Origin of the sequence: Saccharopolyspora indica (assembly GCF_027853965.1) — a bacterium.
Lineage (GTDB): Bacteria > Actinomycetota > Actinomycetes > Mycobacteriales > Pseudonocardiaceae > Saccharopolyspora > Saccharopolyspora indica.
In genome coordinates this window covers 104044-118089 of record NZ_JAQGLB010000022.1, presented here as the reverse complement: position 1 = coordinate 118089, position 14046 = coordinate 104044, and the positions used below count along the sequence as shown (strand labels likewise).

The following is a 14046-nucleotide window of genomic DNA, read 5'->3' as shown; positions in this document are numbered from 1 at the left end:
GGATCAGTTGTCCACAGATTCGATCAACGGTGGTGACGGCTGTCGATTCCGCGCCCATCCTCTGTTGCATGACATCCATCGCACGCACCATCGCGCCCGCAGAACTCGGACTGTTCACCAGGGCACAGGCACTTTCCTCAGGAATCACTGACAATCAGCTGCGGAAGAGCGGCGAGTACCGACGGGTCGTGCACGGCGTCTACTGCAGCAGCGCCGTCGAAATCACCCACTCGCTTCGCTGCCACGCGGCGGCGCTCGTCCTGCCATCGTCCTCGATCATCACCGGGCGTTCGGCCGCCACGCTGTACGGCGTACCGCTGGCCAGAGCCCATGATCGGGTCGAAGTGCTGGTGAGCGGGAGCAAGTACGTGAACAGGCGCTTCGGCCTTCGATGTTGGTCGGTCAAGAGCTGGGCGTTCGAACGGGTCGAGTGGGCCGGGATCCACCTCGCCACCATCGAACGCACGATGCTGGATCTCCTCGCCCGGAACCCGCAGCGCACGGCAGTGGCGGCCGGCGATGCGCTGATCCACGCGGGGTTGGCAGACCGGCAGATGATCTCGGAATTCCTGGCGGGTCGTCACGACCACGGCATCGTCCGGGCGCGCAACGCCGCCGCGCTGCTGGACGGGCGAGCCGAGTCGATTCCCGAATCAGAGTTGCGCGTCGCCCTTCTGCAGGCTGGTTTTCGCTTCACCCCGCAATTCGAGATCCACGACGACTTCGGATTCGTGGCGCGGGTGGATCTCGCGCTGGAAGAAGCGAAGATCGCTCTCGAGTACGACGGAGCCTGGCACGCCGACCCTGCTCGGCACGCCCTCGACCAGGAGCGGTTGCGGCGAATCCGCAGGTGTGGCTGGCACGTCATCATCGTCACCGCCGAACGGCTCTACCAGCGATTGCCCGAACTCGTGGCCGAGGTCGGGGCCGCCGTCGCAGCACGCCGCCGGTGAGATGGCGATTTCACGCGAAATCGTCGTGCTTCCCGCGTGGGTGGTGGCGATTTCACGCGCAATCGCCACCACCCACCTCGTCACGGGTGTTCCTGGATTGCCGGCATCGGGTTGCCGGTGGGGTGCCAGGTTTCGAGGAAGGCCGGTTGGCGGGAGGCGTCGACCAGCTCGATGCGGGCTCCGATGGAGTCCATGCGGTGGTAGGCGAAGGCCCTGCCGTGAGGGCAGCCGGAGAAGTCCTCCGGGATGCCGTGGGATTCGAGGCGTCGGGCGCCTGCTTCGAGCGAGGTCGTCCAGTAGCCGAGGTGGTCGAAGCGGGCTCCTGCCGAGGCGTCCCACGGGCTGCCCGGTGGGCCTTCGATCAGTTCGACGAACGGGGCTCCGCCCTTGGTGAAGACGATGCGGTACTGCCAGTCGCCGAGTTCGCCGGGCTGCGGTTCGTGCCACTCGACACCGGCCGCGTTCTCGAAGTCGCGCATCGCGCGCTCGAGGTCCGGCACGACGAAGCACACGTGGTAGAAAGCCGTCACCAGGCCAGGATCCCATCAGGCCGGGTGGAGCGGTTCGGCTCGCGGGAGGGAGGTACCCCCAGAACCCTCCCTCCCGCGTCCCACGCACTCCCGCTCCTTTAGACGTTGTCACCGGCGTTTGGTTGCATCTTCTTTTTCACCGTTTTTCACACCGGAGAACTCGCAGGTCAGAGGCGTTCCAGGAGGCGGATCACGACCTCGTCACCGACCTGCTTGCCGAGCTTGTCCCGGATCTCGGCCTTCACCGGGAGCTTGTGCGTGCCGTCGCCCAGGGCCATGAAGGAGCTCTGGAACGGCTCGCCGTCGATCGTGCCGCGGACCTTCACCAGGCCGCGCGTGCCGAAGTACTCCACCGATCTCGGCCAGACCACGTAGGTCCAGCCGCCCGGGTTCGGGCTCTTCCGCAGTTCCGCGGTGAACGTCTCGTCCATGGCAGACCTCCTCGTCCTGCCCGGGTAGACCACCGAGCGGCGCGGAACTCATCGGCGCTCAGGCGTTGCCGTTGCCCAGTTCCGCGCACGACGTCGGGTAGTCCGCCGGTATCTGGGCGTTCGCGGCGGACATGGCCAGCATCGAGGCGAGCGCGCCCGTGGCCAGCGCCAGGACCACGCCGACGGGATCGTCAATCCCAGTGCCGATCGCAGCGCCCACTCCTTGCCGACCAGGCGAATCGCGATGCGCCTGCAGCCCGCGAACAGCAGAGCCGCGATCGGTACCAGCAGAACGTTGAGGAAGACCGTTGTCGGGAAGACCACGAAGTTGAACCCGATCCCGCCGCTGGCATCGTCCAGCCCGCACTCGCGCCACAGGGCGGCGATCCACCGCAGGTCCAGCCAGATCAGCAGCAGCGCCAACGGAACGGTCGCCGCTGCGGCGGTGCCCGCCCAGAAACCAGCAGATCTGATCCTCGTCCGATCATCCATGCCCGTTGGACGCACTGGACGGGCTGCGGTTTCCCGGCGAAGGATCTGCTGAGTTCTGCCGCCGGCGTTTCAGGAGCCGCACGCGATGCTCGAGGAGTCGGTGGGGAGGTGGGATTCCCCGTACCCCAGCGCCAGTACCGATGCAAGCACCGCGACCGCCAGCACCACGACCACACCGACGGAGATCACCAAACCCCGCGCCGCAGCCTTCTGCCACTGCTTGCCGATCACCAGCCGGACCTCGACGAGGAGGCCTCCCGCGAACACCACTGCCGCCAGCGGAACCAGGAGGAGGTTCAGCAGGATCGTGACCAGGAAAACGCCCCAGGACGACATGCCCGCACCGTGACCGCTCATGTCGCACTTCCGGAACATCTCGCCGACCGCCATCATGTCGAAGACGATCATCAGCACCGCCAGCCCGAAGGCCCCCGCCGCTGCGATCCCCGCCCAGATGAGGGCGTACCTGACCTTCGTTCGGTTGTCCATGATCGTTGGACGCGCGAGCCGGGGTGCGGTTCCCCGCGAACGATCAGCACCGGCGGTTGCCGGTGCTGATCGTTCGCGGGGATTGTCAGGAACCCGGGATGCGGCGGCCCAGCTCTCCGCAAGTCGTCGGGTAGTCGGACGGGATCATGGCCATCACGACACCCGTCACCACCAGCCACGAGACGAGCAGCGCGAGAGCCGTGAACACCAGACCCGCGATGAGCCCGAGCCGGGCACCGCTGCGGACGGTCGCGCCGTCCAGGACCCGGTTGACCGCCACCTTCCTGCTCATCCGGCCGATCATCGCCAACACCGGCAGGAGCAGGAGGTTCACCCCCAGCAACAGCGGGAACCCGACGAAGTTCAGGGCGAAGCCGCCCCCGGCACCGGTGAGATCGCACCGCTTCCACAGGCCAACGAGGTAGACGGCCTCCGCCGCGCCCATCCCGAGGGCGATCGGAATCCCGCAGAGCAGTGCGGTGAACGTCCAGAACCCCTTCGACTTCAACTCAATCGGTCCATCCACGGTCCGTAGGACGCATCGCGGCGGGATCGGGTTGCGCTGGCTTTTGCCGGTGCGAGCGGCTATGCATGTGCGGCGGAGATCGAAAGGTGGGCGGCATGCGGTGGAAGCGGTTCGGGGTCGGGTTGGCAGTGGCCGGTGTCGTCGCGGTGAGCGCGTCGTGCACACCGGCGCCGGAGGCCGCCGCGAACCGGCTGGACGAGGTCGTGCAGCGCGGTGAGCTGCGGGTGTGCAGCACCGGGGACTACCGGCCGTTCACCTACCGGGACGAGACCGGCAGCTACCAGAACCCGGACGACGCGTGGAGCGGCATCGACATCGACATGGCGCACCACCTCGCCGAGCAGCTCGGGGTGCGGGCCACCATCGTGCCCACCACCTGGAAGACGCTGGTCGAGGACTTCACCGCCAAGTGCGACATCGCCGTCGGTGGCGTGTCGATCACGCTGGAACGCGCTCGCGAGGCGTTCTTCAGCACGGCCTACGTCGTGGACGGCAAGACGCCGATCACCCGCTGCGAGAACGCCGCGCGGTTCCAGACGCTGGAGCAGATCGACCAGCCCGGCGTGCGGGCCGTGGTCAACCCCGGCGGCACCAACGAGAAGTTCGCCAGGGCGAACCTGAAGCGGGCCACCATCGTCGACCACCCGGACAACAACACGATCTTCCAGCAGATCATCGACGGCAAGGCCGATCTGATGATGACCGACGCCGCCGAGACCCGCTGGCAGGCCAAGCAGCACCCGGAGCTGTGCTCGGTGCACCCGGAGCAGCCGTTCACCTTCAGCGAGAAGGCCTACCTGCTGCCGAAGGGCGACGTGGTGTTCCAGCAGTACGTCGACCAGTGGCTCAACCTCGCGATGCACGACGGAACCTACGACCGGTTCGCCGAGCCCTGGATCGGCTGATCAGGCGCGCCGGACGGCCGCCTGCTCGAGCAGGCCCAGCTGGGTGAGCAGGGTCAGCTGGTCGTAGTAGATCTCGCCGCCGATGATCCGGCCGTGCTCGTCGTAGCGCAGCGTCTCGCAGAACGCCATGTCCATCTGGCGCCCGGTCGGCGCGCGCCCGCCGAGCCTGCCGTCGTTCGTCCCGCGGCCGTGGAAGTAGGCCACCGAGAAGCCGGGGCCGTCGACGTAGGACGCGCCGATCGCGCGCGCGTCCGAGAACGCGCCGATCCACTCCCCCAGCCACTCCTTGAACTGGGCCAGCGTGTGCATGGTGCCGCGCCGCGGGTGGTCGATGTAGGCGAACTCGACACCGACGTGGTGGTCCATCTCGTCGAGCTGCCGCTCGTTGAACAGCTCGTGCAGCTTGCGGTGGGTGTCCTGGTTGCGCATCGCAGATCCCTCCCGCCCCGCATGCTCCGCCCGCACCGACCGGCGGGCCAGGGGCGAAAGCCTCCCGATGTGACGTTGCCCCGCGAGGTATCGGCGCAGCCGCCGGGGCGTGCGACGCTTTCAGGTGCAACCTTCCACGACGACCCGGGGACCTGCTGAGCAGGCCTCGAGGGAACAGGACGGTCAACGATGACTGCTGCCCAGAATCAGGGCGAAACGGCTGCACCGTACGGCTCGACCCCCGCCAAGCGGCGGGTGCGCATCCACCACCTGCAGCAGCTGAAGGAGCGCGGCGAGGCCTGGCCGATGCTCACCTCCTACGACATGTACACCGCGCGGATCTTCGACCAGGCCGGGATCCCGGTGCTGCTGGTCGGCGACTCGGCGGCCAACAACGTCTACGGCTACGAGTCCTCGCTGCCGGTGACCGTGGACGAACTGCTGCCGCTGGTCCGCGCCGTGACCCGCTCCGCCGAGCGCGCGCTGGTGGTCGCCGACCTGCCGTTCGGCTCCTACCAGGCCTCTCCGGAGCAGGCGCTGGCCACCGCGACGCGGTTCATGAAGGAAGGCCGCGCGCACGCGGTCAAGCTGGAGGGCGGGCGGCGCTACGCCCCGCAGATCGAGGCGCTGGTCTCGGCGGGCATCCCGGTGATGGCGCACATCGGCTTCACCCCGCAGAGCGAGCACGGTCTCGGCGGGTACCGGGTGCAGGGCCGCGGCGACGCGGCTGAAGAACTGCTGGCCGACGCGCTGGCCGTGCAGGAGGCCGGTGCGTTCGCCGTGGTGCTGGAGATGGTGACGGCGGAGGCGGCCAAGCACGTCACCGCCGAGCTGCGCATCCCGACGGTCGGCATCGGCGCCGGCCCGGACTGCGACGCGCAGGTGCTGGTGTGGACCGACATGTCGGGCATGAACACCGGTCGCACGGCGCGCTTCGTCAAGCGCTACGCCGACGTGGGCGGCATCCTCGCCGACGCGGCCACCCGCTTCGCCGAAGACGTCCGCGGCCACGCCTTCCCCGCGGCGGAACACTCCTTCCACTGAGGTGGTGCGGGGGCTTCCGGCCGGAAGCCCCCGCACGTTCCCATTTGCGGTCAGGATCCGGCCGCGACTGCTCGTAGCGTCCCGGTCATGGAGAACGAGCACAAGATCGTCGTCACCACGCCCACCGGTCACGTGGGCTCCCGGGTCGTGCGGCTGCTCCTGCAAGCGGGCGTGCGCCCCACGCTGCTGATGCGGACACCCGACAAGCTCGACGCGGCGACTCGCGACCTGGTCGACGTCGTGCCGGGCGATCAAGGCGACGCGGACACCGTCCTCCGCGCGACGCGAGGCGCCGATTGCCTCTTCTGGGTGGACCCGCCCACGCCGGACGACGACCCGGCCGCCGGTTATGCCCGCATGGGCGCCAACGCGGCGCGGGCGGTGCGGGAGAACGGCATCAGCCGCACGGTGTTCCTCAGCAGCATCGGCGCGGAGAAGCGCCACGGCGTCGGAGAGATCGACGGCCTGGCCAGGACGGAAGAACTGCTGAACGCCACCGGGGCCGGCGTGCTGCACCTGCGCTGCGGCTACTTCTTCACCAACCTGTTCATGGACCTCCAAGACCTGCGCGAGGGCGTGCTCCGCACCCCGTGGCCCCTCGACTACGCGATGCCCTGGGTCGATCCCCGCGACATCGGCGAGATCGCGGCCGCGAGGCTGCTCGCGACCAACTGGTCCGGATGCGGCGTGCAGGCCGTGCACGGCCCCGAGGACCTGACGTTCGCGCAGGTGGCCGAGATCTTGAGCCGATCGGTGGGACGCGAGGTACGCGCCGAGCGGATCTCCGACGACGAATTCCGCGCCGCCCTGCGATCGGCCGGTTTGAGCAGCGGCCAGGTCGAGGGCATCGTCGGGATGTCCGTCGGCCAGCGCGAGGACTTCGTCCCCGAAGACGTGCGCAGCATCGTCACCACGACACCGACCACGCTCGCGGCCTGGGCGCACGCGTGGCTCCGCCCCGCGCTCTAGACCGGCGGCGATCCCGCGCCGAAGGGCCTGCCGCCCAGGGATTCCCGGTCGTGCGGGGTGTGCCAGGCGGACGGGTCCGGGCCGAGCGGGACGATCCCCGTCGGGTTGATCTGGTGGTGGGTGGCGTAGTAGTGCCGCTTGATGTGGTCGAAGTCCACCGTGTCGCCGAAACCCGGGGTCTGGAACAGGTCCCGGGCGTAGGCCCACAGCACCGGCAGCTCCGTCAGCTTCTGCCGGTTGCACTTGAAGTGCCCGTGGTAGACGGCGTCGAAGCGGACCAGCGTGGTGAACAGCCGGACGTCGGCCTCGGTGATCGCGTCACCGACCAGGTAGCGCTGCCCGGCCAACCGCTCGGAGAGCCGGTCCAGGCGGGCGAAGAGCCGCTCGAAGGCCTCCTCGTAGGCCTGCTGCGAGGTGGCGAAACCGCAGCGGTACACGCCGTTGTTGACGTCGCGGTACACCAGGGCGTTGACCTCGTCGATCTCCGCGCGCAGGGACTCCGGGTAGAGCTGCGGGGCGCCTTCGCGGTGGTGCTCGGCCCACTCCGCGGACAGGTCCAGGGTGATCTGCGGGTAGTCGTTGGTGACGACCCTGCGCTCGGCGACGTCCAGGATCGCCGGGACCGTGTACCGGCCGGTGAAGCCGGGATCGGCGGCCAGGTACGCCTCGGAGAGGTAGGCGATCCCGGTCACCGGGTCGCGGCCGTCCGGGTCCAGGGAGAACCGCCAGCCCCGCTCGTCGCGGACCGGGTCCACGACGCCCAGCGACAGCACGTCCTCCAACCCCAGCAACCGGCGCACGATCACCGACCGGTGCGCCCACGGGCAGGCCAGGCTCACCACCAGCCGGTACCGGTCCGGCTCCACCGGCCACCCGGAGGAACCGTCCGCGGTGATCCGGTCGGTGAACCGGTTCGCCTGCCGCACCCACTCGCCGCGCTGCGACGTCTCCGCCCCGAACTGCGCCTCGGCCATGCCGCCACCCTAGGCCCGCGAAGCCCCGGAAATCAGCCGGAATCCCGGCGTCCCACCACCTGGACCACCGCGGCGTCCGGGTGACCGAACGCGATTTCAAGGGAAATCGGACGTCCGATTTCCCTTGAAATCGCAGCAGGAAGCCGTGGCCTGGTGCGGAGTCCGGGGTTTTGGGAGATCGTTGGGCGGCTTAGGGTTCCGGGCATGGATCTGGATCTCTCCGGGCGGTGCTTCATCGTCACCGGCGCCAGCAAGGGCCTCGGCTTCGCCACCGCTCGGGCGCTGGTCGACGAAGGAGCGCACGTCGTCGTCTCGTCCTCGTCCGCGGCGAACACCGCCGATGCCGTCGCCGAGCTCGGCGACCGGGCGCGCGGGCTCGCCGCGGATCTCACCGACCCCACCTCGCCGCGGCGGCTGATCGACCACGCGCGGGAGCAGTTCGGGCGGTTGGACGGGTTGTTCGTCAGCCACGGCGGTCCGCCCGCCGGGATGCCGAGCGGGCTGGACGACGACACGCTGCGCCGCGGCCTGGAGATCGCCACCATCGCGCCGATCCGGATGGCCCGCGAGGTCGCCGCCGAGCTCGGCGACGGCGGCTCCGTCGTCGTCCTGACCTCCACCTCGGGTGCGGAACCGCTGACCGGGCTGGCCAGCTCGAACGTCGCGCGACCCGCCACCCAGGGCTTCGTCAAGGACCTGGCCACCGAGGTCGGCCCGCGAGGCGTCCGGGTCAACGCCCTGCTGCCCGGGCGCTTCGACACCGAACGCGCCCGCACGATCGCGGCGGGCGACCCGAAGGCGCACGAAGCCGCCGTGCAGGCCGCGGCGCTGCGCCGCTCCGGCGACCCGGCCGAGCTCGCCGCCGTCGCGGTCTTCCTGCTCTCGCCCAAGGCCTCCTACGTCACCGGAGCGGCCTGGACGGTCGACGGCGGCCGCCGCGCCGAGATGTGACCGCGCACAGCTCCGTCGCGATGCGGATGGTCAATTTCGTGCGAAATTGACGCGCCGCTCAGCCGGCGCGCTTGGCGAGGACGTCGGCGTGGCAGGGCTTCGGGGCGCACCAGCAGCCCAGGGCCCGGCCGGAGAGCTCGCCGTCGCGGAGCTTGGCCAGCAGGTTCGGCTGCTCGTCGAGCCACTGCTCGTAGTGGTGGACCATGGCCTCGCGGTCGACCTTGGCCTCCTTGAGGAACGGGCTGGCGAACTCCGACTCCGGCCAGGAGTGCCGCGGCCCGGAGTGCCCCACGTAGGTCAGCAGGCCGGACTCCTCCAGCCACGGCACCAGGTGCTTGTGCGGGCCGCCCTTGCGGACGTTGACCACGACGGCGTGGCCGTCCAGCAGGGCGTCGGCCCGCTCCCGCTCGTCGTCGCTCCAGCAGCTCGCTTCCTCCGGCAGCACCGCCACCACCTCCGCCGCCCAGGGTGCCGCCGCACCGACCCCCCGACAACAACGCCCGTCACCCGGGGAGGCGTCAATTTCGCGCGAAATTGACGTTCACCCGGGTGACGGTCAATTTCGTACGAAATTGACGCCCCGCGAGGTGCGGTGGCCGCGGGTCGTGAGTTCGAGGGCCCCGGGTGTTCGGAGCTGCTCAGATGTCGGTGATGCGCAGGCCCGCGTGGGCCTTGTAGCGGCGGTTGATCGCGATGAGGTTCGCGGTCAGCGCTTCCACCTGGTGGGCGTTGCGCAGGCGGCCGCCGTAGACGCCGCGCACGCCGGGGATCACGTCCGCCAGGGCGCGGACCACGTCGGTGGCCTCGCGGTCGTCGCCGAGCACGAGGACGTCCAGGTCGACGTGGTCGACGCTCAGGTCCGCCAGCGCCACCGCCGAGACGTGGTGGAACGCGGCGGTCACCCGCGAGTCCGGCAGCAGCTGCTCGGCCTGCTGCGCCGCGCTGCCCTCCGGCACCGGCAGCGCGTACGGGCCCTTCTTGTCGAAGCCCAGCGGGTTCACGCAGTCGACCACGATCTTGCCCGCCAGCTGCGGTTGCAGGGACTTCAGCAGCTCCGCGTGCCCCTCCCAGGGCACCGCAGCCAGCACGATGTCGGCCGCCGCCGCGCAGCCCGCGTTGTCCTGCCCGGTGACGTCGCCGCCGGCGACCTCGACGATCTCCTTCGCCGCCTGCTCGGCGCGGTCGGCGCTGCGCGAGCCGATGACGACCTTCAGCCCCGCCTGCGCCCACCTGATCGCCAGTCCGCGGCCCTGCGCCCCGGTTCCGCCCAGGACTCCGATGGTCATCTCGCGCACCTCAGCCACCACTGGCCCCTTTCGTCGACGTCGACTCCTCTGGCGTCAACGATCGACCGGCGCGGGGGAATCCGCCACGGGGTGTGCGTCAGGCCACTTCGAACGCGACCTCGCGGCGCGAGGGATCGGCCACCACCAGTCGCACCCGGACCTGCTGGCCCTCGCCGAGCCCGTCGCCGGTGCAGCGGGCGATGACCGGCGGAGCAGCCACGAACACCTCGCCCGCCACCCCGTTCGAGGCGCGCAGCACGGTGGCCGGGAACTCCTCGCCGACCCGCGAGACCAGCGACCACGCCTGCGCTTGGGCGATGCAGGCCCGTTCCACCTGGCCCGCGATCCGGTCGGAGCTGCCCATCGCCGAGGGCAGCTGCGCCAACGCCTCCAGCACCCACCCGGGCACCGGCCGGTCCTCGGCCACCGCCAGGCACACCTCGGCGCTGTAGCGGTCGACCAGGCGCCGCAGCGGAGCCGTGACGTGCGCGTACGACGCACCGATGCCCGCGTGGTTGGCCTTCGCGGGCGCGCCGTCGCCGAAGGCGGTGTAGCCGGCTCCGCGCAGCAGCCGCGTCGCCGCCACGTGCACGGCGAGCGATTCGGGCCGGATCGGGTCCATCTCGGCCAGCGCCACCGCGGGCGGGAGGTCCACCGGCCACGCCACGCCGAGCCGGGTCGCCGAGCGGCGCAGCCCGGCGACCGTCTCCGGCTCCGGGTCCGGCACCGTGCGCAGCACCCCGATCCCGGCGGAGAGCATCATCTCCGCCGCGCACATCCCGGTCAGCAGCGAGATCTCCGCGTTCCACGCCTCGACCACCAGCCGCGGCCGCAGCACCAGCCGCCAGCCGCCCGCTCCGTCGGACTCCACCTGCTGCTCGGGCAGGCCGAGCTCGATCGCACCGCGCCGCATCGCCTGCTCCCGGCGCAACCGGCCGACGTCGGGCAGCAGCGCGATCGACGGGTGCGGGATGCCCAGCTCAAGCGACCGCTGCACGCCGTCGTAGTCCAGCTGCGCCACCGAGCGCACCAGCGCGCGGCGGACGTCCACGCGCACCGGCAGCCCGTCCGGGTCCAGGTCGATGGTCCACAGCACGGCCGCTCGCACCTGCCCCGGTAACAGGCTCGCGGCGTCTTCGGACAGCCGCGTCGGGTGCAGCGGGACGTTGCCGTCGGGCAGGTAGAGGGTCTGACCGCGGCGGCGGGACTCCGCGTCCAGCGCGCCGCCGGGGACAACGAACGCCGCGACGTCGGCGATCGCGTAGTGGATCCGGTAGCCGCGGCGGCGCCGCCGGACCAGCACCGCCTGGTCGAGGTCCTTGGCCCCGGGCGGATCGACGGTGACCAGCGGCAGATCGGTGGCGTCCGACCGGCAACCGGTGGGCACCGGCTGCGCCACGGTCCGCTCGACCTCGGCCAGCGCGGCGGGCGGGTAGTCGGCGGGCAGCCCCAGTTCGGTGCGGATCGCCGAGAAGTCCTGCGCGGCAGCGGCGACTCCGGTACCACCTGCTGGACCCACCGCCGCCGCCACGAGGCTCAGTCCTCGTCTTCTTCCCAGCGCACGTCGGCCTCGTCGGCCGCCTTGGTGCGCTCCGCGGCTATCTCCAGCGCGCGAGCCGCGGTCTCCTGGTCCGGGTAGGGCCCCAAGCGCTCAGCGGCGCGGCAGCCGGCCTTCGGCTCGACCTGCCGGTGCTTCAGACAGAAGTACCACCTTCCGCGGGGCATGCACCGAGCCTCGCACGACTGCGCGCGGCTGTCACGCACCGCGCACGTACTAGACCGGGATGTCCGAATGGCGGCGGACCCGCTCGTTCTGCGCGGGTACCGACCGGGCTGGACGCCTCACCAGGCAGGCGGTGGCGGAGCGGCCGGGGTCGGCTGCGGTCCGCCCGGGGTCTGCCGCGGGATCGGGTCCAGGCAGGACACCAGCACCTGCTGGGACTCCGGGTTGTCGACCCGGCGCCCGTCGCGCATCCGGTACTCCAGCTCGCCGTCGTCGCCGACCTCCACCGTGCACCCGACCTCGGCGAGCTGGTCGTCGTCGAGGTCCACCAGCCGCTCGTAGCGGGACGGCACGACCCGGTAGACCGGCCACTGCAGGTGCCCGAAGGCCTGGTGGAACTCGGCGAGCAGGTTGCTCATCTGCTGCTGCCACGGCAGCGGCATGGCCTCGGCCAGCGAACGCGGCAGCACCGCGTAACCGGGATCCACGCCCGGCAGCCGCCGGTGCGCGAGGTAGTCGCCGAGCGGCGTGCTCGACGCGGGCGGACCGGATGGCCGCGGAATCGGGTCTGGCGTGAACATCGTGCACCCTTTCCGAGAACTCGCGCGGACGCGGGTGAGCGGTCCACCCACTTCGCCGGATCCTCGGTTCCGCTGCGGGACCCGGCCGAACCGCGCGTTCTCAACGTCAGCAGGCCCCCGCCATTCTTACCTAACCTTCGCCACCCGCGGCAGGAACGGCAGCCTCCTGCGGGGGCGTGTCGGCGGCCGGCCGGACCACCATCGGCAGCAGCTCGCCGCCGTCCCACAGCGTCTCGATCTCGACGGACTCGCCGGGCTGCGGGGCGTGCAGCACCTTCTCGTCACCCAGGTACAGCGCCACGTGGTGGATGCCCTTCGGGTCCCGCCCGCTGCCCCAGAAGACCAGGTCACCGGGCTGCGCCTGGTTCAGCGGCACGTGCACGCCGCCCTGGAAGTACTGCGTCTGCGAGTACTTCGGGATCTCCACCCCGGCGGCCTTCCACGCCTGCTGGGTCAGGCCCGAGCAGTCGAAGGTGTCCGGCCCGGCCGCGCCCCACACGTACGGCTTGCCCAGCTGCGCGTGCGCGTACTGGAGGGCCTGCCCGCCCAGCACGCTCGCGCTCGGCAGCTCGTCGCAGGCGGTGATGCCGCTGACGTCGCCCTCCGCGCTCACCAGGTGCGCGGCCATCGGCTCCCACTTGTGGTAGCGCAGCGGGAAGGCCGAGCGCTCCACCTTCTGGGCGGCGGTGCCGGGGCGCATCTCCTCCCAGCCCGGGACCTCGAGGAGCACGTCGTAGAACTTGTTGATCTGGTAGTCCACGTCGGTGACCTGCTGCACGGTTCCCCAGCCCATGGAGGGCCGCATCTGGAAGATGCCCAGCGAGTCCCGGTCGCCGTGGAAGAGGTTGGCCAGGTTCGACTCGGTCTTGCCCGCCTGGATCGCGATCTGCCAGGCGCGCGGCGGCAGATCGCGCTGCTGGCCGATCTCGATGATGCGCTGCACGATGCCGATCGACTCGCCCGACAGCTTCGCGGCATCGCGCTGCCCCTGCTCGGCACCGTCGCCCCACGGCCCGAGGTTGGAGCTGCAGCTGGACCAGCCCGCGCGGCCACCGCCGCCGGACAGCAGCATGGTCACCGCGCCGACGCCGATCAGACCTGCGAAACCCGCGAGCACGACGAACGCAACCACGAGCTTCCGCATGTCAGCCTTCCTTGTCGTACTGGGCCACTCGCCAACCGAACCTGGTCTTGGTCACGGTCACCTGGAGCACGCCGATGTCGGTGGGCAGGCTCACCTGCATCGCGCCCTCGGTCGAGCTGACCGCGGTCGCCGCGCCGGTGATCACGTTGCCCGCGTTCGCGGGGTCCACCGAGGCCATCTCGGTGATGAACTCGTCGGTGGTGTAGGGCCGCAGCTTGGCCAGCCACTGCTGGCGGTCCGCGCCGACCGGGTGGTCCACCCACGCCTTGCCCCACTCCTCGACCACCGCCACGCCGGCGGGATCGGGCGCGGTCTGCGCGGGCGGGTCCGCGGGCACCGAGATGGTCGGCGGGGCCTTGGTCGGGCTCGGGACGACCGCGGAGTGCGCGGGCGGTTCGGTGGTGGCCGGTTCGGCCAAGTTCTGGCTCGGCGGCGGTTCGGGGAGCACGAAACCGACCAGCGTCGCCACCGCGGCGAGCGCGACCACCGCCGCGGCCAGGTGCTTGGGCGAGCGCAGCGGCCAGCCCCACAACCTGCGGTACACCGCAGCTCGCCCGCGGTGCGTCCGGATCGGCATCAGGCCCCCTTCTTCCGGCTGTCCTCGGCCCGGCGGCGCTCA

19 protein-coding genes are annotated in these 14046 nt (G+C 70.8%); 5 read left to right on the top strand and 14 right to left on the bottom strand.

The features are described 5' to 3' along the window. The first annotated feature begins 68 nt into the window (after window positions 1-68). Window positions 69-953, top strand: a complete 885-nt coding sequence (locus OU416_RS33600; RefSeq protein WP_270931099.1) for a DUF559 domain-containing protein — start codon at window positions 69-71, stop codon at window positions 951-953. A gap of 80 nt (window positions 954-1033) precedes the next feature. On the opposite strand, the gene OU416_RS33595 is transcribed toward OU416_RS33600, so the two are convergent. The 5 genes from OU416_RS33595 to OU416_RS33575 form a co-directional block, all read right to left on the bottom strand. Next, window positions 1034-1483 carry a VOC family protein gene (locus tag OU416_RS33595; RefSeq protein WP_270931098.1) on the bottom strand — a complete coding sequence of 150 codons (450 nt, stop codon included), beginning with the start codon at window positions 1481-1483 and terminating at the stop codon, window positions 1034-1036. A 167-nt stretch (window positions 1484-1650) separates the two neighbouring features. Further along, a complete protein-coding gene (locus OU416_RS33590) occupies window positions 1651-1914 on the bottom strand; it encodes a DUF1905 domain-containing protein (protein WP_270931097.1) in 264 nt (87 codons plus the stop codon). A 58-nt stretch (window positions 1915-1972) separates the two neighbouring features. Further along, window positions 1973-2134: a hypothetical protein gene (locus OU416_RS33585; protein WP_270931096.1), complete on the bottom strand. Its 162-nt coding sequence runs from the start codon at window positions 2132-2134 to the stop codon at window positions 1973-1975. 341 nt (window positions 2135-2475) lie between these two features. Next, a complete protein-coding gene (locus tag OU416_RS33580; protein ID WP_270931095.1) occupies window positions 2476-2895 on the bottom strand; it encodes a hypothetical protein in 420 nt (139 codons plus the stop codon). A gap of 85 nt (window positions 2896-2980) precedes the next feature. Next, window positions 2981-3421: a hypothetical protein gene (locus OU416_RS33575; protein ID WP_270931094.1), complete on the bottom strand. Its 441-nt coding sequence runs from the start codon at window positions 3419-3421 to the stop codon at window positions 2981-2983. Between the two features lie 95 nt (window positions 3422-3516). Between OU416_RS33575 and OU416_RS33570 the strand changes: the two genes are divergently transcribed. Continuing rightward, on the top strand, window positions 3517-4326 hold the full coding sequence (locus tag OU416_RS33570; RefSeq protein WP_270931093.1) for a transporter substrate-binding domain-containing protein: 810 nt from the start codon (window positions 3517-3519) through the stop codon (window positions 4324-4326). On the opposite strand, the gene OU416_RS33565 is transcribed toward OU416_RS33570, so the two are convergent. Next, the gene (locus OU416_RS33565) at window positions 4327-4755 is read right to left on the bottom strand and encodes an ester cyclase (protein ID WP_270931092.1); all 429 of its coding nucleotides are present in this window, start codon (window positions 4753-4755) and stop codon (window positions 4327-4329) included. It lies immediately after the preceding gene. A gap of 189 nt (window positions 4756-4944) precedes the next feature. Here OU416_RS33565 and panB point away from each other — a divergent pair, with 189 nt between their 5' ends. Both panB and OU416_RS33555 read left to right on the top strand, forming a co-directional pair. Continuing rightward, on the top strand, window positions 4945-5799 hold the full coding sequence (gene panB / locus OU416_RS33560; RefSeq protein ID WP_270931091.1) for a 3-methyl-2-oxobutanoate hydroxymethyltransferase: 855 nt from the start codon (window positions 4945-4947) through the stop codon (window positions 5797-5799). A gap of 87 nt (window positions 5800-5886) precedes the next feature. Next, complete coding sequence (locus OU416_RS33555) at window positions 5887-6768, top strand: NmrA family NAD(P)-binding protein (protein ID WP_270931090.1); 882 nt, start codon at window positions 5887-5889, stop codon at window positions 6766-6768. On the opposite strand, the gene OU416_RS33550 is transcribed toward OU416_RS33555, so the two are convergent. Further along, a complete protein-coding gene (locus tag OU416_RS33550; protein WP_270931089.1) occupies window positions 6765-7742 on the bottom strand; it encodes a glutathione S-transferase family protein in 978 nt (325 codons plus the stop codon). The genes OU416_RS33555 and OU416_RS33550 overlap by 4 nt on opposite strands. A gap of 204 nt (window positions 7743-7946) precedes the next feature. Here OU416_RS33550 and OU416_RS33545 point away from each other — a divergent pair, with 204 nt between their 5' ends. Continuing rightward, a complete protein-coding gene (locus tag OU416_RS33545; RefSeq protein ID WP_270931088.1) occupies window positions 7947-8693 on the top strand; it encodes an SDR family NAD(P)-dependent oxidoreductase in 747 nt (248 codons plus the stop codon). 58 nt (window positions 8694-8751) lie between these two features. Here OU416_RS33545 and OU416_RS33540 read toward each other — a convergent pair whose 3' ends face one another. From OU416_RS33540 to OU416_RS33510, 7 genes are all read right to left on the bottom strand, one after another. Then, the gene (locus OU416_RS33540; RefSeq protein ID WP_270931087.1) at window positions 8752-9138 is read right to left on the bottom strand and encodes a DUF4326 domain-containing protein; all 387 of its coding nucleotides are present in this window, start codon (window positions 9136-9138) and stop codon (window positions 8752-8754) included. 193 nt (window positions 9139-9331) lie between these two features. Beyond that, complete coding sequence (npdG, locus tag OU416_RS33535; protein ID WP_270931086.1) at window positions 9332-9997, bottom strand: NADPH-dependent F420 reductase; 666 nt, start codon at window positions 9995-9997, stop codon at window positions 9332-9334. 79 nt (window positions 9998-10076) lie between these two features. Next, complete coding sequence (locus tag OU416_RS33530) at window positions 10077-11510, bottom strand: RNB domain-containing ribonuclease (protein ID WP_270931085.1); 1434 nt, start codon at window positions 11508-11510, stop codon at window positions 10077-10079. A gap of 5 nt (window positions 11511-11515) precedes the next feature. Beyond that, on the bottom strand, window positions 11516-11704 hold the full coding sequence (locus tag OU416_RS33525) for a hypothetical protein (RefSeq protein WP_093352006.1): 189 nt from the start codon (window positions 11702-11704) through the stop codon (window positions 11516-11518). Between the two features lie 117 nt (window positions 11705-11821). Continuing rightward, the gene (locus OU416_RS33520) at window positions 11822-12283 is read right to left on the bottom strand and encodes a hypothetical protein (protein ID WP_270931084.1); all 462 of its coding nucleotides are present in this window, start codon (window positions 12281-12283) and stop codon (window positions 11822-11824) included. A 130-nt stretch (window positions 12284-12413) separates the two neighbouring features. Further along, window positions 12414-13427 carry a C40 family peptidase gene (locus OU416_RS33515; RefSeq protein ID WP_270931083.1) on the bottom strand — a complete coding sequence of 338 codons (1014 nt, stop codon included), beginning with the start codon at window positions 13425-13427 and terminating at the stop codon, window positions 12414-12416. 1 nt (window position 13428) lies between these two features. Further along, entirely contained in the window at window positions 13429-14004 is a 576-nt protein-coding gene (locus OU416_RS33510) for a hypothetical protein (protein ID WP_270931082.1), read from the bottom strand. Between the last annotated feature and the right edge of the window lie 42 nt (window positions 14005-14046).

Bases quoted from the DNA above. Each gene is read 5' to 3' on its own strand.
- OU416_RS33600 (WP_270931099.1), top strand. From the start codon at position 69: ATGACATCCATCGCACGCACCATCGCGCCCGCAGAACTCGGACTGTTC.
- panB (WP_270931091.1), top strand. From the start codon at position 4,945: ATGACTGCTGCCCAGAATCAGGGCGAAACGGCTGCACCGTACGGCTCG.
- OU416_RS33510 (WP_270931082.1), bottom strand. From the start codon at position 14,004: ATGCCGATCCGGACGCACCGCGGGCGAGCTGCGGTGTACCGCAGGTTG.
- OU416_RS33515 (WP_270931083.1), bottom strand. From the start codon at position 13,427: ATGCGGAAGCTCGTGGTTGCGTTCGTCGTGCTCGCGGGTTTCGCAGGT.
- OU416_RS33580 (WP_270931095.1), bottom strand. From the start codon at position 2,895: ATGGACAACCGAACGAAGGTCAGGTACGCCCTCATCTGGGCGGGGATC.
- OU416_RS33565 (WP_270931092.1), bottom strand. From the start codon at position 4,755: ATGCGCAACCAGGACACCCACCGCAAGCTGCACGAGCTGTTCAACGAG.
- OU416_RS33550 (WP_270931089.1), bottom strand. From the start codon at position 7,742: ATGGCCGAGGCGCAGTTCGGGGCGGAGACGTCGCAGCGCGGCGAGTGG.
- OU416_RS33555 (WP_270931090.1), top strand. From the start codon at position 5,887: ATGGAGAACGAGCACAAGATCGTCGTCACCACGCCCACCGGTCACGTG.
- OU416_RS33545 (WP_270931088.1), top strand. From the start codon at position 7,947: ATGGATCTGGATCTCTCCGGGCGGTGCTTCATCGTCACCGGCGCCAGC.
- OU416_RS33590 (WP_270931097.1), bottom strand. From the start codon at position 1,914: ATGGACGAGACGTTCACCGCGGAACTGCGGAAGAGCCCGAACCCGGGC.
- OU416_RS33570 (WP_270931093.1), top strand. From the start codon at position 3,517: ATGCGGTGGAAGCGGTTCGGGGTCGGGTTGGCAGTGGCCGGTGTCGTC.
- OU416_RS33525 (WP_093352006.1), bottom strand. From the start codon at position 11,704: ATGCCCCGCGGAAGGTGGTACTTCTGTCTGAAGCACCGGCAGGTCGAG.
- OU416_RS33520 (WP_270931084.1), bottom strand. From the start codon at position 12,283: ATGTTCACGCCAGACCCGATTCCGCGGCCATCCGGTCCGCCCGCGTCG.